The organism is Mesoterricola sp. MK458, from assembly GCF_055384935.1.
In genome coordinates, this window is the sequence record NZ_AP045075.1 from 504,502 (window position 1) to 521,818 (window position 17,317).

Below are 17,317 nucleotides of genomic sequence, written 5' to 3' on the forward strand. Positions count from 1 at the left end.
TTCGTTTACTTTTAATTCTGAGGTGACGATGCGACCCAGGGACCCGGGCAAGGCCGAGAAGATCCGCCGCATGGCGGTGGAGATGCTGGTGGTCGAGGGCATCGACGGCTTCTCGATGCAGAAGCTGGCCCGGGCCGCCGGCGTGTCCCCCGCGACCCTCTACATCCACTTCAAGGATCGCGAGGACCTGCTGTACCAGTTGTGGGTGGAGCAGAACCAGGCCCTGGCCGAGGCCTTCCTGGAGGACTTCGACCCCCTGGCCCCCTTCGAGGAGGGGCTCTGGATCCAGTGGCGGAACCGGATCCGGTTCTTCCGGGAGCACCAGCTCGCCTGGCGGTTCCTGGAGCAGGTGCGCCACTCGGCGCTCATGGCCACCTATGGGGAGCTGCCCAACCTCACGCTGTTCGAGGCGATGGGGACCTTCGTGACCACCGCCATCGCCCGGGGGGAGCTGTCCGATTTCGGCATGGGGGCCGTGGGGGAAGCGAACTTCCCCAAGGGGATCTTCTGGTCCCTGGCGTACGCCCCACTTTATGAACTGTTGCGCCTCGAGGCCAAGGGGGAGGAACGGGGACCCGGCCCGGGCCGCCCCTTGAAGCTCGATGATCCGACCCTCCGGCTGGTCTTCGACCGGGTTCTCCGGAGCCTGAGGCCCTAAGGCCCTCACCCAACGAATTGGCCACCCGGCTTGCCGGCGGGCGGAAGCCTGCCTTGAGAGGAAAATCATGCGTCTTTCCAGAACCACCCGGCGGATCCTGGCCGCCTTCGCCGCCCTCCTGGTGGTGGGGGCGGGGGCTTCCCTCCTTTCGCGCCTCGCCCCGGCCCCCCTCGTGGTGGCGGGCACCGTGGACGCCAACCAGGTGCTCGTCAGTTCCCAGGCCGCCGGGAGGGTGGCCAAACTGCTCGTGGAGGAAGGCCAGGACGTGCGGGCGGGGGACGTCATCGCCCTCCTGGATCCGGCGGAGCAGGAGGCTTCCCTGGGGTCCTTCAAGGCCCAGGCCAGCAGCCTGGAGCGCCAAGTGGACGCCGCCCGGGAGGCCGCGGCCAGCTCGGCGGGGGAGGCCCGGCACGGCTTGGCCAGCGCCCAGGCGGCCTTGGGCATGGCCAAGGCGACCCTGGCGGAGGCTTCGGCCAACGCCCGGAAGCAGCAGGACCTGGCCCGGCGCATGCTCGCCCTGGCCAAGGCGGGCGCCGTTTCCGCCCAGGACCGGGACGACGCCCTCCGCGGCCAGGAGGCCGCGGAGGCGAGAGAGCAGGCCGCCCGCAACGGCGTCGCCCAGGCCGAGGCGGCGGTGCGCAGCGCCGAGGCCCGCACCCACCAGGGCGTGGCGGCCCGGGAGAACGTCCGGTCCGCCCTGGGCCAGCTCGCTTCGGCCCGGGCGCTGGCGGCCGGGGCGGAAACCCGCCTGGCCTACACCCGCGTCCTTGCGCCCAGCGACGGGAGGATCGGCATCCTGGCGGTCCGGCAAGGGGAGATCCTGGCGGCAGGCGGGGCCATCGCCACCCTTGTGGATCTCAAACGGACCTGGGTCCTGGCGGCCATTCCGGAAACCCGGGCCGGCGCCCTGAAGGTGGGGGACAGCCTGCCGGTGCGGTTGCCGTCCGGGACCCAGGTGACGGGGCGGGTCCTGGTGAAGGCCGCGGAGGCGGACTTCGCCACCCAGCGGGACACGGGCACCGGCCGGCGCGATATCCGCGCCATCCGCCTCAAGCTGGGCGTGGACAATCCGGACGGCGTTCTGGTGCCCGGCATGTCCGCCGACGTCCTGGTGCCCGGGAGGGTCCGATGACCGCCATCCAGGTGGAGGACGTCGTCAAGCGCTACGGCGAATTCGAGGCCGTCAAGGGCATCAGCTTCGAGGTGGGCCCGGGGGAGGTCCTGGGGCTGCTGGGCCCCAACGGCGCGGGCAAGAGCACCCTCATCCGTATGATGACCACGCTCATTCCCATCACCAGCGGCCGCGTCCGCATCCACGGGCACGACCTAGCCAGGCGGCCCGACGACGTCCGCAGGAGCATCGGAGTCCTGCCCCAGGCCATGACCAGCGACCTGGATCTGACGGTGGAGGAGAACATGCTCGTCTATGCCCAGCTCTACGGCATCGGCCGGGCGGACCGGGAACGGCGCATCGGGGACCTGCTGGAGGCGGTGGAACTCACCGAACGGCGGGGGGCCATGACCCGCGCCCTGTCGGGGGGCATGCGGCGGCGGCTGGAGATCGCCCGGGGCCTGATCCACGAGCCGAAGGTGTTCTTCATGGACGAGCCCACGACGGGGCTGGATCCCGTGTCGCGCGCGCGGGTCTGGGAGCTGCTCCGGCGGATCAACGCGGAGCAGGGCATCACCCTCCTGATCACCACGCACCACATGGACGAGGCCGACGCCCTCTGCGGCCGGGTGGCCATCATCGACCAGGGCCGCCTCGCGGCCCTGGACACCCCGGCCAGCCTCAAGCGCAGCGTGGGCCAAGGCGCCACGCTGGACGACGTGTTCGTGCGCTACGCCGGCCACGACCTGGAAGGGGGCCGGCCATGAACGGCATCGCCGCCATCGCCGGCCGGGAGCTGCGCAAGTTCTTCCACGCGCCCGTGCTGATCTTCGTGGTCGTGCTGGGCCCGCTGGTGCAGCTGCTCATCATGGGCAACGTCTTCGGCGGGCACATCACGGGGGCTCGGGTGGGGGTCGTGGACCGCGACCACGGCCCCCACGCGCTCCGGTTCCGGGAGGCCCTCGCCGCCGCTTCCAGCGGCACGGGGATGTTCACCACCGTGGCCTTCGCCGACGAGCGGGGGGCCCGGGACGCCATGGAGGGGGGCCGCCTGGACGCGGCGGTCATCCTGCCCGCAGACCTATCCAGGCGCGTCTTCCAGGGCGAGAACCCGCACGTGGGGATCCTCCTGGACAACTCGGACCAGGCCGTGAGCGCGGCCCTGTCGGGCACCCTCACGGAGATGACCACCACGCTGGCCTCGCCGCCGGCGCCCCTCCATGGCCGCGGGTCCCTGGCCCTGGAACGCGTCGAGCTCTACCCCTACGTCGCCTACATCAAGTACCTGTTCCCCGGGACCCTGACCCTGGCCATTTTCCTGTCGGTGCTGTTCGGCGGGGTCATGCTCTGGATGGAGGACAAGAACCGGGGCGTGCACGAGGGGTTCCTGGTCACCCCCATCACCCGGCTGGAGCTGGTCCTGGGGATGGTCCTGGCCGGCTCGGTCAAGGCCATGATCTGCGGCGCCCTCTTTGCGGCCCTGGGGTCCCTGCTGGCGGGCCTGGATCTCCTCCTGCACCCCCTCACGATCCTCGGCGTCCTGGTGCTCATGGCGGCCACGGCCTTCGCCTTCAACACCCTATCCATCGCCATGTTCGCCCGGGTGGACGACGTGATGCTGCCCAAGGTGCTGGCCGGGCTCCTGAACACCCTGCTGTTCTTCTCCAGCGGGGCGGTGTATCCCGTCCATGCCTTCCCCGGCTGGCTGAGGCTCCTGGCGAAGGTCAACCCCATGACGTACGCCGTGCACGGGTTCCGGTCCCTGGTCGTCCGGGACGCCCCCTTCCTGGTGGCGTTGCCGGACGTCCTGGTCCTGTGCGCGATCGGGTGCGCGGCGCTGGCCGCCGGAACCCTCCTTTTCCGCCGGTCCCTCTGACCCCTATTCCATGACCAGCCACACCCGCCGGTTGGCCTTGACGCCCATGGCCAGGGTCATCATGGCCTCGGAGACGGGGTCGCCCTTGGAGGAGCCGTCCGCCAGGTCCACCACCATGACCTGGTCCTTGCCGCCAACGGGTAGGCAGACGCTCCTGGGGAACTCCCGGTCGGCGGCGCCGGGCGTGGAAGGGGGATCGGGAATGTTGAATTCGCTGCCGCCCTCCAGGGCGTCCACGCTGGTGCGGAAGAGGGAGGCCAGGGCGACGATGGCCGATCCGGAGGGCCGGATCTTGTCCCGCTCCCAGAAGGAGATGGAGGCCTGGTCCACCCGGAGGACCTCGGCCATGTCCTGCTGGGACCACTTCCAGGTGCGGCGCACGGACTTGATGCGGTCACCCAGGGTCGAGAGGGCGCCCTTGGGTTCGGGATCGCTGGCGGTGAAGGACAAGGGGACCTCCCGGGACGTTGAACCGGAGCGGACGCTCCGGGTCCTCGTGAATAGACAATAGGCGCAGGTACCATGCACCTCGGGGGTGATGGGATCTGCGCCTCCAACTTGCAGGTCTGATACCTGAACGCTGAGGAATTCCGCTCCAGAAGCGAAATTTTATTCGATGTATAATTTAACTAATTTCGGACCAGGGTCAATAGAATTATTCGCAATTCCAGGAACGGCCGGGCGCTCCTGGTCAATCCCGTTGACGGGCGGGCCTGGGCGCCGTAAACTACTACTTGTGAGGTGCTAGTTTGAATTCGTCCCTGTACGGTGCCGGCGCGGAGTATGCCCTGCACGCGCTACTCATCCTGGCCACCCGGCCGGAGCCGGCGTCGGTGAAGGACCTCGCCACCTTCCTGAAGGTCCCGGAGCGCTTCCTGGCCAAGGTCCTCACCCGGCTCCGGAAGGCCGGGCTGGTGGCGGGACGCGAAGGGATCTCCGGCGGGTTCTCCCTGGCCCGGCCTGCGGACCGGATCACCGTCATGGAGGTGCTCGCCGCCGTGGACCCGGATCGCAAGCTCTTCGCCTGTGCCGAGATCCGCGCCAACTGCGCCCTGTTCGGCCCGGAGGCCCCCGAATGGGCCACGGCCGGGACCTGCCGCATCCACGCGGTGATGCAGGAGGCCGAGCAGGTCCTCCAGGATTTCCTGGGTTCCAGGACCCTGGCGGACCTGGGGTGCGAATTCGAACGGAAGGCCCCGGTAGCCTTCCTGGCCGACACCCGCGCCTGGTTCCTGTCCCGCAAGCAGGCCCGCACCCACGCCACCTAGCCAGCCGCAAGGACTGGACGATTCCCCACCCCCAATGAAGGAGGCCGCCATGGTCATGCCCGAAAAACTGCTGGAAGTGCTCACGAAGGATGGCGTGGTCGCCATCGCCACCCTGGGGCCGGACGGCCCCCACATGGTGAACACCTGGAACAGCTATGTCCGCGTCACCGAGGACGGCCGGTTCCTGGTCCCCGCCGGGTACATGACCCGCACCGAAGCCAACGTCGCGTTCAACGACCAGGTGCTCATGACTCTGGGCAGCTCCAAGGTGCCCGGGCACCACGGCCCGGGAACCGGTTTCCTCGTCAAGGGCAGGGCGGCCTTCCTGGCCGCGGGTCCCGAGTTCGACGTGCTGAAGGCGAAATTTTCCTGGGCCCGGGCCGCGCTGGCCATCACGCCGGAGAACATCACCCAGACCCTCTAGGACGATTCCTGGCCGGGGCTCATTTTCCGGGGCGGCGGGTTCGATACGTTGGACATGACCAGGATGGGCCTCCCATGAACAGTTCGGTATGGCATGCCATGACGACCGATCCGGACCCCCGCGCGGCGGTCGCCGACCTGCGGTCGCAAATGGGGGATCGGCTGGATGCCCTCTTCTTTTTCGGTTCCACGGCCTATGACCTGGATGAAGTCGGCCCGGCGCTGAAGCGTTCCTTTGATTGTCCAATCATTGGCTGCACCTCCTCGGGCCAGATCGGGCCCGGGGGCTTCCGGAAGGGGGGGATGGCCGCCACGGGGTTCGGCGGCGGGAACCTGGCCATGGTGCCCCACCTGATCCATCCGCTGGTGGGGTTCCAGGACGCGGTCCTCCCCATGGCCTCGGCCATCCGGAACGAACCCGCGGACGGACGCCAGCACCCCTTCGGATTCCTGGTGATCGACGGGCTGTCGATGATGGAGGAACGGGTGACCTCCGCCATCTACCAGGCCCTTGGAAACATCCCCATCGTCGGGGGATCGGCCGGGGACGACCTGCGCTTCGACCGCACCTTCGTGTACCACGATGGCCGGTTCCTCAGTGACGCCGCCGTCCTGGCCAGCTTCCGGTCCCGGGGACCCATCGTGCCCTTCATGCTCAAGCATTTCATCCCGGGGGAGCCGGACATCGTGATCACCGAGGCGGACGCCGACCGCAGGATCATCCGCGAGATCAACGGCGAGCCCGCCGCCGACGCCTACGCCCGGGCCCTGGGCCTGCCCACGGAGGCGCTGGGGCCCGCGGTGTTCTCCCGGCATCCGTTCCTGATGGCCATCGGCTCCGGGCACCACGTGCGCTCCATCGCCAAGGTCCTCCCGGACCGGTCCCTGGCCCTCTACTGCGCCATCGACACCGGCCTGGCGATCAGCATCGGGCGATCCGTCGATCCCCTAGCCCTGCTGGAGCGGACCCTCGCGGACGTGAGGCGGCAGGCCGGCGACCCCCTGGCGGTCCTCGCCTGCGACTGCATCCTCCGGCGCCTGGAGTTCGAGGACCTGGGCACCGACGCGGAGGTGGGGGAGGTGTTGGCCCGCAACCAGGTGTTCGGCTTTTCCACCTACGGAGAGCAGTTCAACGGCATCCACGTGAACCAGACGCTCACGGGGATCGTCCTGGGAAGGCCCGGTGCCCGATGAGCGCCGGCGACCTGGAACGCATCGCGGAACTCGAGCGCAAGCTCGCCGCCCGGGACAAGACCATCGCGGTGCTCATCCGGCGCCAGCTGGACATCCGCACCCGCGAAACCTCCGCACTCCACTTCCTGGAGCAGAACATCGCCCTCGAGAAGGTCGTCGAGGGCAAGACCCGGGAATTGGCCGCGGAGCGCGAGGAGCTGCGGCGGACGCTGGCCGAGCTCCAGCAGACCCAGGCCCGGATGCTCCAGATGCGCAAGATGGAGTCCATCGGCCAGCTCGCCGCGGGGATCGCCCACGAGATCAACACGCCCACCCAGTTCGTGGCCGACAACCTCATGTTCTTCCGGTCCACCCTCGAGCCGCTCCTGGCCCTGGTGGACGCCGCCCTGGCCCTGGTGGGGAAGCTGCGCGCGTCCCGGTGCGGCCCCGGCGACCTCGCCGATTTCGATGCGCGGCTCGAAACCGCGGACCTGGATTTCATCCGGGAGGAGGCGCCGCTGGCCCTGTCCCAGTGCGCCGAAGGGCTCTCCCGCATCGCGGGCATCGTCAAGGCCATGAAGACCTTCTCCCACACCGCCAGCGGCGTCATGGAGCCGGCGGATCTGGGGGAGATCGTCCGTTCCGCCGTGACCGTTTCGCGAAGCGAATGGAAACAGGTGGCCGACCTGGACCTGGCCATCCAGGAGGGCCTTCCCGCGGTGGTGTGCCTGCGCGACGAGATCGGCCAGGTCGTCATGAACCTGGTGATCAACGCCGCCCACGCCATCGGCGACCAGATCGACCGGGGCCGGCTGGCCCGGGGTCGGATCGAACTGGCCCTGCGGATCGACGGGGACCGGGTGGAACTCCGGGTCGCGGACAACGGCACCGGCATCCCGGAAGCCATCCGGGACCGGGTCTTCGAGCCCTTCTTCACGACGAAGGCCGTGGGGCGAGGATCAGGGCAGGGGCTCGCCCTGGCCTATTCGACGGTCGTGGACCGGCACAAGGGCCAGATCCTCCTGGAGCCGCGCGAGGGGGACGGGACCTGCGTCGTCGTGCGGTGGCCGGTCCAGCCCTGACGGGCCTTCCCGGTCCGGGGCGGCCTCATTTCAGGATGCCGGCCACCACCGCCGCCAGGCTCGCCGAGCCGATGATCACCCAGAGCAGCAGGCCGTGCAGGAAGGGCCGCGCGCCCACCTTGCGCAGCGTGGCGGGCGTGAGGCCGGCCCCGATGAGGAAGAGGGTGAGGACCAGGCCCTGCCGGGCGCCCCGGGCCACCCACTGGGCGGGCACGTGGAGGAAGGGCACGTAGGTGGCCAGGGCGGCCGCCACGAGGAAGCCCAGGATGAACCAGGGGCGCTTGCCCTTGGCGGCGCCCTGGTCCTTCTTGGTGGCCAGGCCGATGCCGAAGGCCACGGGGACGATCCACAGGGCCCGGGCCAGCTTCACGGTGACCGCGATCTGCAGCGCCTGGCGCCCGTAGGACAGGGCCGCGCCCACCACGGAGCTGGTGTCGTGGATGGCCAGGGCCGCCCAGAGGCCGAAGCCCTCCTGGGACAGGTGGAACAGGTGGCCGGCCATGGGGAAGACCACCAGGGCCGCGGCGTTGAGCAGGAAGACCGTGCCCAGGGCCACGGAGGTCTCGTGCTCCTCGGCGTTGATGACCGGGGCCACCGCCGCGATGGCGCTGCCCCCGCAGATGGCGGTGCCCACGCTCACCAGGAGGCCGGTGGAGCCCGGCACCCCCATGCGCCGGGCCAGCCAGATGCCCAGGGCCAGGGTGAGGCCGATGCTCACCACCGTGTAGCCCAGGCCGTGGAGGCCCGCCTGGAGCACGACGCGCAGGTCCATGCCGGCCCCCAGGCCGATGACGGACCACGGCAGGAGCCGCCCCGTCCAGCGCTTGAAGAGGGCCTGGTACGGGTTGCCCAGGGTCACCGCCAGGAGGACGCCACCCAGCAGGGCCGTGGCGGCCCCGCACCAGGGCAGGAGGGTCAGGGCGGCGGCCAGGGGCCAGGCGATGCGCGGAAGAAGCCGGGTGTCCTCCATGCTCAGGCCTGGCCCATGAACATCCGGTAGCGCCGGTACCCGCCCGAAAGGTTGCGCACCTTGTAGCCCAGCTGCGACAGGATCCTGCCGGCCAGGTAGCCCCGCAGGCCCACCTGGCAGAAGACCAGGTATTCCTTGTCCGTGTCCAGCTCGTCCAGGCGGTCCCGCAGTTCGTCCACGGGGGCCATGACGGCGCCCGGGATCGTGCCGGCCTTGAACTCCTCGAGGGTGCGCACGTCCAGGAGCACCTGGTCCTCCCGCAACGAAGCCAGCTCCTCCGGTTCCCAGAGCGCGGTGTCGCCGCGCAGCACGTTGGAGGCCACGAACCCGGCCATGTTCACGGGGTCCTTGGCGCTGCCGTAGGGGGGCGCGTAGCAGAGCTCCGAGTCCTCCAGGTCGTAGACGGTCAGGCCCCCGCGCATGGCGGTGGCGATGACGTCGATGCGCTTGTCCACGCCGGCGGCGCCCACGGCCTGGGCGCCCAGGATGCGGCCTTCGTCGTCGAAGAGGAGCTTGAGGGAGATGCTGGAGGCGCCGGGGTAGTAGGTGGCGTGGTCCGCGGGATGGATGTAGATCTTGCGGTGGGCCACGCCCTTGCGCTTGAGGACCTTCTCCGACTGGCCCGTGACGGCCAGGGCCAGGCCGAAGACCTTGCAGATGGCCGTGCCCTGCGTGCCCTTGTAGACGCTGGCGCGGCCCAGGATGGCGTCGGCGGCGATGCGGCCCTGGCGGTTGGCGGGGCCGGCCAGGGGGATGAGGGCGGGCCCGTCCAGGACCGTGTCCTTCACCTCCACGGCGTCGCCCACCGCCCAGATGGCGGGATCGCTGGTGCGCATGTACTCGTCCACCAGGATCCCCCCGGTGGAGCCCAGGGCCAGGCCCGCGGTGCGGGCCAGGGCGGTTTCCGGGCGCACGCCGATGGCCAGCACGGCCAGGCCGCAGGCCACCTGCGTCCCGTCGGAAAGCGTGGCCCACAGGCCGTCCGGGCCCGGCTCGAAGCCCTCCACCGAGACCCCCAGGCGCAGGTCCACGCCGTTGCGCCGGAGCTCGCCGTGCAGGGTCGTGGCCATGTCGGCATCCGCCGCGGCCATGACCTGGTCGAGCTTCTCCACCAGGACCACCTCCAGCCCCCGCTCCCGGAAGGCCTCGGCCATTTCCAGGCCGATGTAGCCCGCGCCCACCACCAGGGCCCGGGTGGCGCCCTCCATGGCCGCCAGGATGCGGTCCATGTCCTCCAGGTTGCGCAGGGCGAGGATCCGCGGGTCCCCGATGCCCGGCATGGCGGGCCGGATGGGCTCGGCGCCGGGGCTGAGGATCAGGGCGTCGTAGGGCTGCACCCGCTCCTGGCCGGTCTTCAGGTTGCGCACGGTCACCGTGCGGGCCGCGGCGTCGATGGACAGGACCTCGGTGTTGACCCGCACGTCCAGGTTGAACCGGGCCATGAGGCTCCGGGGGGTCTGCACCAGAAGCTTGCCCCGGTCGGGGATGGCCCCGCCGATGTGGTAGGGCAGGCCGCAGTTGGCGAAGGAGACGTGGGGGCCCCGCTCGAACAGGACGATGTCGGCCCCTTCCGAGAGGCGGCGCGCCCGGACGGCCGCCGAGGCCCCCCCGGCCACTCCACCTACGATGACGATGCGCTTGGGCTGATCCATGGTTTCCTCGCCTCCAACGTGCCGGGCCTTGGCATTTTCCCATAAACACACTGAATGCTCAAATAGGAATATTGTGCGGGACATTCCGTGGTTTGGTGCTGCTTTTCCCAACAAATCCATCACAATTGATGCATGCGTAAGGTGCTCCCCCCCTCCATCGGCTTCCGGATCGTTCCCGGCAATTTCTCTCCCATGAAGGGAGCCGACCTGCACGGCCGGGCCCAGGAAGGCGGGTGCGGACACGCCCTGGACCTGTGGCTGAAGGTGGAGGACGGCCGCGTGGCCGCGGGCAGCTACACCACCGACGGGTGCGAGTCCTTCGTCATCTGCGGGAGCCTCGTGGCCCACCTGGTGCAGGGTCGCACCCTCCAGGAGGCCGCCGCCCTGGACGTGGAGGACGTGCTGGAGGCCCTGGGCGACGGCGACGACGCCTCGTACCACTCCGCGGAGCTGGCGCTGGGGGCGCTCAAGGCGGCCCTGGGATAGCCTGGCTCAGTTCCCGGCCGCCGGCTCGACGGAGAAGGCCGCCCGCACCTCGTCGCTCACGTGGGTGGGCCGGCCGGTGCGCGGGTCCATGGGGCACCAGAGGGTGCGGGCCCGGGCCAGGAGGGTGCGGTCGCCGGCCCGGAGGATTTCCGTGTTGCGCTCAAACGTGCGCTGGCTGGCCGGGCCCACCCAGGTGCGGGCGATGATGCCGTCGCCTGGCAGGGCCGGGCGCTTGTAGTCGATCTCGTGGCGGACCACCACCCAGAAGAGGGTTTCCTGGGCCTCCCGGGAGGCCTTGGCGGTCCAGTGGGCGATGGCGGCCTCCTGCACCCAGCGCAGGTACACGACGTTGTTCACGTGGTTGAGCTGGTCGATGTCCTCCGGCAGGACGTCCAGGGCGAGTTCATAGGGAGCGTGCGCGTTTTCCATGCCTCATGGTAGCCCACGGCGCCGGGCCACCCGAACCTTGGGCCGGGGCGGGAAATCACCTTTTCCCTGGACCCAGGAGGTCCGGGATCTGGCCGAGTCCAAGGACTCGCACCGATAGACCCCCGAACCGGCGTGTGTAGGGCCGCTCCACATCCTGGGCCACCAGAAAATTCTGACCCTCCGGATAGGTCTTCCGAAAGGCCACGAGGTTGACGGGGTCGAAGGAATCGGCCTTCCATTTGACCTCGACGGCCACCGGGGCTGACGGGTCCCGGGCAAGCACAAAATCCAGCTCGTGCCGGTCCTTGTCCCTCCAATAGTGAATGGGTCTTCCCTGGAGGTGGGCGATGAACTCGTTGAGGACCAGATGCTCCCACAGCGGGCCCAGATCGTCGTTCCGGAGGCGGTCCCAGCCCCGATAATGGCAGACGAAGCCGGTGTCGAACCCATAGACTTTGGGTGCCTGGACCACTTCACGGCTCCTTGCGCTATGGAATGGGCGCAAGACCCGGACGACCATCGTCTCCTCCAGGATGCCGAGGTAGGTGGTGACTGTGGTGCGGGAGATCCCACAGGGGCTGGCCAACGAGGATGCCTCGAACATGCCGCCACTCTGGATGAGCAGCAGCTCCAGCAATTTCTGGATTCCAGAGCGGCGCTCCAGGCGGAACAGTTCCTGGAGGTCCTTGGCCCAGTAGCCGTCGAACCAGTCCTGGAAGTCATCCTGGGGGAGATCCTGCGCCAGGAAGAAGGGGGGCAGGCCGCCTCTCAGCATTCGATGGTGGAGGTCCATCCTGCCGAATGCGGCGAGATCGGCCTGGATCATGGGCGTCAACCAAAGGGTCTTCTTCCGGCCCGCCAGGGTATCCCGGAACTTGCTCGAGGCGCCGAGGGTGCTGCTTCCGGTTGCGAGGACCTTTGTGCCCGGGTAGTGGTCCGCAGCCAGTTTGAGGAGCTCCGAGGGCGCTTCGAGCCGATGGATTTCATCGAGCACGATGCGCCGGTCCCGGTGATCCTCCAGAAACGCCTCCGGATCCTCCAGCATCCTGCGGACACTGGGGCGTTCACAGTCGAAGTATTCAATATCCGGGAGGGCCTGGCAGATGGTTGTCTTGCCGCTTCTCCGGACGCCAGCGAGCCAGAGGATGGGTCTCTGCTCCCAGGCCCTCTCGATCCAGGATTCCCACAAGGGGCGTTTGACCATGCCTTCAGGCTAGTTCATGCTTCGACCAAACGCAATCAGTTTTGCGTTTAGTCGGGCCAAACGCAAAACTGATTGCATTTGGCCATCACGCCACCTCCAGCACCACCAGCCCGTCCTGTCGCACGCTCCTCCCCGCCACCGGCAGGATGTCCCCCATGCGGAAGGGCCTCCTTCGCTTGCGGTAGGCGTCCGGGAAGGCCACGGCCTCGCACAGGGCGGTCTCGTCCTCGAAGGTGACGAACTGCATGAGGTCGCCCTTCTCGGTGCGCACGGTCTTCTCGGCCACCACCAGGGCCCAGAAGCGCAGCTGGTGGCCGGGGCGGGCCACGTCGGCGGCGCGGTGGGGGGCGCCGCCGTGGCGGGCCCGCTGCAGGGCGGCGGGGTGGATCTCCAGGGTCAGGCCCAGGAGCTCCAGTTCCAGGGCGGCGCGGTCGAAGGGGTCGGTGGGGCGGGGACGCACGCCCTCGGGGATGCCGCCCAGGCGGGTCCACAGGAGGCGGGTGCGGTCGCCGTCGGGGGCCCAGCGGTCGAAGGCGCCGCCCGAGCCCAGGGCCTCCACGGTGGGCACCGAGAGGTCCACGCGCTCCAGGAGCTCCTCCAGGCTCCCGTAGGGGCCGCGGCGCTCCCGGTCCTCCAGCAGGGCCTCCACCTCGCCGCGCTGGGCGCCCTTGACGGCCATGAGGCCCACCCGCAGGCCGCGGTCCCCTTCGGCCGCGAATTCCCACTTCGACAGGTTGGCGTCGGGGCCGCGCACCACCAGGTTGTGGCGCCTGGCGTCGCCCAGGTAGGCGATGGGGGCGTAGAAGCCGCCCTGGTTGGTGATCACCGACGCGAAGAACACCGCCGGGTGGTGGGCCTTGAGCCAGGCGCTCTCGAAGCTCACCTGGGCGTAGGACGCCGAGTGCGGCTTGCAGAAGGAGTAGCCCCGGAAGGTGCGCACCATGTCCCACACCTCGTCCACCACCGCCGGCGGGATGCCCTGGGCGGCACAGCCTTCCCGGAACCTCGCCTCGAACAGCGGCAGCTTCACGGAGCAGTCGTCCTTGCCCAGGACCTTGCGGAGCTTGTCGGCCTCCTCGTGGCTCCAGCCCGCCATGGCCATGCCCACGCGCACCACGTCCTCCTGGTACACCAGCACGCCGAAGCTCTCGGACAGCAGCGACCCCAGCACGGGGTGGCTGGGCACGTAGGCCTCCTCGCCGCGGCTGCGCCTGACGTAGGTGTCGATCCAGCGGTTGGCCGCGGGGCGGATGAGGGAGCTGTGGATGACCAGCGTCTCGAAGTCGCCCTTGCCCACCCGCTGCTGCAGCTGGCGGGTGGCGGGGCTCTCCACGTAGAAGACGCCCATGGAGTCGCCCCGGCCCAGCAGGTCCTGGGTGGCGGGATCCAGGCGGGGCGTCCAGTGCAGCGCCGCCGGCGCCCGGTCCCTCAGCGCGTCCAGGGCGTCGCGCACCACCGCGAGGCTGCGGTTGCCCAGGAGGTCGATCTTCACCAGGCCGTACTCCTCCACGCCGTCCTTGTCCCACTGGGTGATCGACACCCCCTCCTTGGCGGGCGCGGGCTGGAAGGGCACGTGGTGCCACAGGGCCCCGGGGGCGATGACGGTGCCGCCGGGGTGCACGGAGAGCTGGTGGAAGTGCCCGCGCAGGGCCTCGGCCTGGGCGAGGATGGGGGCCCAGGCGGGATTGTCCTGGATGCCCTTGACCCCTTCGTCCCAGCCGCGGATGAAGCGGGCCAGGACCTTGAGCTCGGCCTCGGGGCGGCCGTGGGCCAGGGCCACGTCCCGCAGGGCGCCCTTGGGCTTGAAATACACGTGGTTGGAGACCATGGCCACCCGCTCCTGCCCGTAGCGCCGGAAGACCGACGCGATCACCGCGTCCCGCTCGTCCCAGGCGAAGTCCACGTCCAGGTCCGGCGGGTCGATGCGCGCGTCCGACAGGAACCGCTCGAACATGAGGTTGGTGGCGATGGGGTCCACGTTGGTGATGCCCAGCAGGTAGCTGACGATGGAGGCCGCCCCCGAGCCCCGGCCGCAGGTGCGGGTGGCCTTGGCCTCGCGGATGATGTCGTGCACGGCCAGGAAGTACCCGGCGAAGCGCTTGCGCCGGATGAGGTCGAGTTCCAGGTCGATGCGGGCCTCCAGCTCCGGGGGCGGGGTGGCGTAGCGCTTCGGGATGCCCTGGCGGAGCCGGGACTGGAGTTCGGCGTCCAGGTCCAGGTCGCGCGCGCACACGGGCCGGGGCATGACCCAGTCGCCCCAGTGCATGCGCCAGGCCCGCACCTTCTCCAGGATCTCCTGCGTGGCCCGGGCGATGGCGGGGTCGGCGCCGGGAAAGCGCGTCTCCCAGGAGGCCCGGGTGACGGCGGCGTCCCGGGGCTCCCACAGGGGCTCCACGCGGGTGACGGTGGAGCGTTCCGCCATGACGCGCTTGAGGCGGTGCAGCTCCAGGCCGGCCTCGCGGCGGAAGCGCAGCACCTGGGGCGCGGCGGCGGGGAGGCCCCGGGCGGCGGCGGCCATGGCCTCCATCGGGTTGCGGGCGTGGGCGAGGAGGTACGGCGCGAAGCCCTCCCGGACGAGATACGCCTGGCCCTCCAGGGTCTCGGCGAGCAGCACGCACTCCCGGGGCGGGTCCCCCTCGCGGCCGTGGGCCTGGTCCGTGAGCAGGCGGCACAGTTCGGCATAGCCGCGGTCGGTGTGGGGCAGGGCGCCGAAGGCCAGGCCCCGCCACGTGAAGCGGCTGGCCAGGAGGGGCGTGAGGCCCGCGGCCAGGGCCTCCTCCCGCAGGCGGGGCCACCCGTGGAGGCCGTGGTCCCAGGAGGCCACGCAGGCGTAGCCCAGGCGCTGGGCCAGCGCCACGGCCATGGGCGCGGGGTAGACGCCCTCCCCGGTGGAGAAGTCGGTCACGGCCAGCGGGAAGGTCATGCGGACTCCCCCTCCTCCAGGGCCCAGCCGGGCAGCACGGGCCGGTCGGGGAAACGCCTGCGGAGCCGGGCCAGGGTGGTTTCCAGGGCGCCCAGCTTGCGGGTGAGGGGCGCCTCGAAGAGCCCCCGGGGCCGCCCCAGCCCCCAGGCCATGTGCAATTCCAGGCGGTGCACGAGGATGCGGCGCTCGGCCCCCCGGCGGAAGGCGGCCTCCACGAGGCGGGCCAGGGCCATGGCGGGTTCGGCCAGGGCCTCCTCGGGGGCCCGCCACCGGTGGGCCACGCCGTCCACGTCCCACCAGCGCAGGGTCAGCTGCCGGGGGGCGCGGCCGTCGTTCCAGAAGCGCTCCAGGCACCAGAAGGCCAGGGGCACCTCCTCGGGGAGGCAGGCGGGCTCGAGCCGCCAGGGGTGGCGGGACTCCCCCAGGGGATCGGCCAGCATGGGCAGGCGGGGCCGGTCCTCCCCCCGGGCCCGGGAGAGGGCCAGACGGGCGTCGGGTTCGGGCATGATCTGGCTGAGGGTGGGCAGGGGCACCGGCTGCAGGTCGCCGAAGCGGGCCAGCCCCAGGCGCGAGAGCCGGTAGCGCACCCGGGGGGTGATGTCAGGCAGGCGGCCCAGGGGGTGGGGGGCCAGGAAGACCTGCTCGGAGCCGTCGGGCACCTCCGCCAGGGGCTCCGGGGTGCGGGTGGCCAGGCGCGCCGCCGTGGCGCTCAGGGAGAGCCCCCCGTGGCTGGTCCAGCCCATGGACTGCGCCAGGTCCTTCTGCATGCGGCTGGCGGCGTCCCGGGGTCCGCCGTGGAGGCGGGCCGTGCCGCCCAGTTCCACCAAGGCCTCGCCCATGCGGCCCAGGAGGCCCTGGGGGCTCCAGTGCTGCAGGAACTCGCCCAGCTGGCCCTGGGCCTCCCACCAGGTCTGGGGGGCCGGGTCCAGCACCCGCAGCCCGGGCAGGCGCCGCAGGGCCTGGTCCATGGGCTCCCCGGGGGCCACCCCCTCGGCCCGGGCCAGGCGGTTCACCAGCCACAGGCAGGGGGTGCGCTGGGCGCCTGGGCTGAGAAACGCCAAAGGCCGTTCCTTCAGGCCTGCGTCCGCCTGGCAGGCCATCTGGAACGGCATTTCGGGAACCCACATCGCCAGCACGCTCGACCTCCGAGCGCTTAAATATGGCGCAAAAAAAACGAAAAGAAAGCGGCAATTTTTACTGCCTGGTGTAGATGCCGGCAACGAATCCCTTGCCGTCGTCCGCGTTAATGATCAGCTGGGTGGCCTTTTCGCGGAGATAGGCGGCGCCCGTGAACTTCTTGGGGCTGGAACCATCGGTCGGTGTGACGTTGAGAACCACCGTGAACGCGTTGGCATTGTCGGTGGGCTGGGCGAGGGTGCCGGCGAGGGCGCCCGAGTTGGAGGTGGCCGAGATCGCACCCACGGAGTCGATGGTGAGGGTCAGATCCTCGCGGCTGGAATTGCGGTTGGATTGGGAGAGCCAGGTGCCCGCGAGGCCGGGGAGCTGGGCGTTGGAATCGGCGGCGGTGTCGGGAACGACGGAGATCGTCGTTTTCCCTTTGGTGGGATCCGTGGGATTGAAGACGGCGTTGATGGATGCGCTCGAGGCCGTGCCGCTCAGGGTGCCGGCGACCTCCGGAGCGGGGAAGCCGGCCCTGGGGAAGATGGTGGCCGTCCCGGTCAGGTTCCGGCCGGAGATCTGGAGGTTTCCGGAGCTTGCGATGAACATGGACGAGGACACGTGGCGGTAGTCCCCGCCCGAAGGCATGACCAGGAGGAGGTCCGACTCACCGGTGGAAACGGTACCGATCCAGGCGCCCGCCAGGTTGGTGGTGGGGGCGGAGCTGTTCTTGCCGCCGCAGGCCAGCGCCAGGACGAGGATGGAGCAGGCGGCTGCCAGGGAGCCGAGGGAAAGGTGACGCAGGGTCATTAGGTTCTCCGTGGCGGATATCGCCAGGGAAAAGATAAATCATTAATCAAATGACGCCAGCCTGCATTTGCCGGCCGGTGGGTGTCCCGGTGTCCCCGTTCTTCCGGGATTGTGTGCATGTCAATTTCAATTG

17 protein-coding genes are annotated in these 17,317 nt (G+C 70.0%); 9 read left to right on the forward strand and 8 right to left on the reverse strand.

Annotation, left to right across the window (positions count from 1 at the left end; genetic code table 11):
- Positions 1-28 precede the first annotated feature (28 nt).
- The 4 genes from ACZ5LB_RS02165 to ACZ5LB_RS02180 all read left to right on the forward strand — a co-directional run bounded on the left by ACZ5LB_RS02165 (position 29) and on the right by ACZ5LB_RS02180 (position 3,645).
- On the forward strand, positions 29-658 hold the full coding sequence (locus tag ACZ5LB_RS02165; RefSeq protein WP_464604522.1) for a TetR/AcrR family transcriptional regulator: 630 nt from the start codon (positions 29-31) through the stop codon (positions 656-658).
- Positions 659-725: 67 nt separating this feature from the next.
- A complete protein-coding gene (locus ACZ5LB_RS02170; protein ID WP_464604523.1) occupies positions 726-1,790 on the forward strand; it encodes an HlyD family secretion protein in 1,065 nt (354 codons plus the stop codon).
- Positions 1,787-2,536 (forward strand): ABC transporter ATP-binding protein, encoded by a 750-nt coding sequence (locus tag ACZ5LB_RS02175; RefSeq protein ID WP_464604524.1) that lies wholly within the window; start codon positions 1,787-1,789, stop codon positions 2,534-2,536. Before ACZ5LB_RS02170 ends, ACZ5LB_RS02175 begins: the two co-directional genes overlap by 4 nt.
- Positions 2,533-3,645: an ABC transporter permease gene (locus ACZ5LB_RS02180; protein ID WP_464604525.1), complete on the forward strand. Its 1,113-nt coding sequence runs from the start codon at positions 2,533-2,535 to the stop codon at positions 3,643-3,645. The genes ACZ5LB_RS02175 and ACZ5LB_RS02180 overlap by 4 nt, the downstream gene beginning before the upstream one ends.
- Before the next feature lie 3 nt (positions 3,646-3,648).
- Here the strand turns inward: ACZ5LB_RS02180 and ACZ5LB_RS02185 are convergent, their stop codons facing one another.
- On the reverse strand, positions 3,649-4,095 hold the full coding sequence (locus tag ACZ5LB_RS02185) for a helix-turn-helix domain-containing protein (RefSeq protein ID WP_464604526.1): 447 nt from the start codon (positions 4,093-4,095) through the stop codon (positions 3,649-3,651).
- Positions 4,096-4,394: 299 nt separating this feature from the next.
- On the opposite strand from ACZ5LB_RS02185, the gene ACZ5LB_RS02190 reads away from it, so the two are divergent.
- The 4 genes from ACZ5LB_RS02190 to ACZ5LB_RS02205 all read left to right on the forward strand — a co-directional run bounded on the left by ACZ5LB_RS02190 (position 4,395) and on the right by ACZ5LB_RS02205 (position 7,591).
- Entirely contained in the window at positions 4,395-4,913 is a 519-nt protein-coding gene (locus ACZ5LB_RS02190; protein ID WP_464604527.1) for an RrF2 family transcriptional regulator, read from the forward strand.
- Between the two features lie 49 nt (positions 4,914-4,962).
- Entirely contained in the window at positions 4,963-5,337 is a 375-nt protein-coding gene (locus tag ACZ5LB_RS02195; RefSeq protein WP_464604528.1) for a pyridoxamine 5'-phosphate oxidase family protein, read from the forward strand.
- A gap of 74 nt (positions 5,338-5,411) precedes the next feature.
- Positions 5,412-6,530, forward strand: coding sequence for an FIST N-terminal domain-containing protein (locus ACZ5LB_RS02200; RefSeq protein ID WP_464604529.1), 1,119 nt, complete (start codon positions 5,412-5,414; stop codon positions 6,528-6,530).
- The gene (locus ACZ5LB_RS02205) at positions 6,527-7,591 is read left to right on the forward strand and encodes a sensor histidine kinase (protein ID WP_464604530.1); all 1,065 of its coding nucleotides are present in this window, start codon (positions 6,527-6,529) and stop codon (positions 7,589-7,591) included. The genes ACZ5LB_RS02200 and ACZ5LB_RS02205 overlap by 4 nt, the downstream gene beginning before the upstream one ends.
- A gap of 25 nt (positions 7,592-7,616) precedes the next feature.
- Here ACZ5LB_RS02205 and ACZ5LB_RS02210 read toward each other — a convergent pair whose 3' ends face one another.
- Together ACZ5LB_RS02210 and ACZ5LB_RS02215 are read right to left on the reverse strand one after the other, a co-directional pair.
- Positions 7,617-8,561, reverse strand: coding sequence for a YeiH family protein (locus ACZ5LB_RS02210; RefSeq protein ID WP_464604531.1), 945 nt, complete (start codon positions 8,559-8,561; stop codon positions 7,617-7,619).
- A 2-nt stretch (positions 8,562-8,563) separates the two neighbouring features.
- Positions 8,564-10,213 (reverse strand): FAD-dependent oxidoreductase, encoded by a 1,650-nt coding sequence (locus ACZ5LB_RS02215; RefSeq protein ID WP_464604532.1) that lies wholly within the window; start codon positions 10,211-10,213, stop codon positions 8,564-8,566.
- 132 nt (positions 10,214-10,345) lie between these two features.
- On the opposite strand from ACZ5LB_RS02215, the gene ACZ5LB_RS02220 reads away from it, so the two are divergent.
- Positions 10,346-10,699, forward strand: coding sequence for an iron-sulfur cluster assembly scaffold protein (locus ACZ5LB_RS02220; RefSeq protein ID WP_464604533.1), 354 nt, complete (start codon positions 10,346-10,348; stop codon positions 10,697-10,699).
- Positions 10,700-10,705: 6 nt separating this feature from the next.
- Here the strand turns inward: ACZ5LB_RS02220 and ACZ5LB_RS02225 are convergent, their stop codons facing one another.
- From ACZ5LB_RS02225 to ACZ5LB_RS02245, 5 genes are all read right to left on the reverse strand, one after another.
- Entirely contained in the window at positions 10,706-11,128 is a 423-nt protein-coding gene (locus tag ACZ5LB_RS02225; RefSeq protein WP_464604534.1) for an acyl-CoA thioesterase, read from the reverse strand.
- Between the two features lie 55 nt (positions 11,129-11,183).
- Positions 11,184-12,332 carry an ATP-binding protein gene (locus ACZ5LB_RS02230; RefSeq protein ID WP_464604535.1) on the reverse strand — a complete coding sequence of 383 codons (1,149 nt, stop codon included), beginning with the start codon at positions 12,330-12,332 and terminating at the stop codon, positions 11,184-11,186.
- An 85-nt stretch (positions 12,333-12,417) separates the two neighbouring features.
- Entirely contained in the window at positions 12,418-15,255 is a 2,838-nt protein-coding gene (locus ACZ5LB_RS02235) for a helix-hairpin-helix domain-containing protein (RefSeq protein WP_464604536.1), read from the reverse strand.
- Complete coding sequence (locus ACZ5LB_RS02240) at positions 15,252-16,316, reverse strand: Y-family DNA polymerase (RefSeq protein WP_464604537.1); 1,065 nt, start codon at positions 16,314-16,316, stop codon at positions 15,252-15,254. The genes ACZ5LB_RS02235 and ACZ5LB_RS02240 overlap by 4 nt, the downstream gene beginning before the upstream one ends.
- Before the next feature lie 133 nt (positions 16,317-16,449).
- Positions 16,450-17,184 (reverse strand): hypothetical protein, encoded by a 735-nt coding sequence (locus ACZ5LB_RS02245; protein ID WP_464604538.1) that lies wholly within the window; start codon positions 17,182-17,184, stop codon positions 16,450-16,452.
- Between the last annotated feature and the right edge of the window lie 133 nt (positions 17,185-17,317).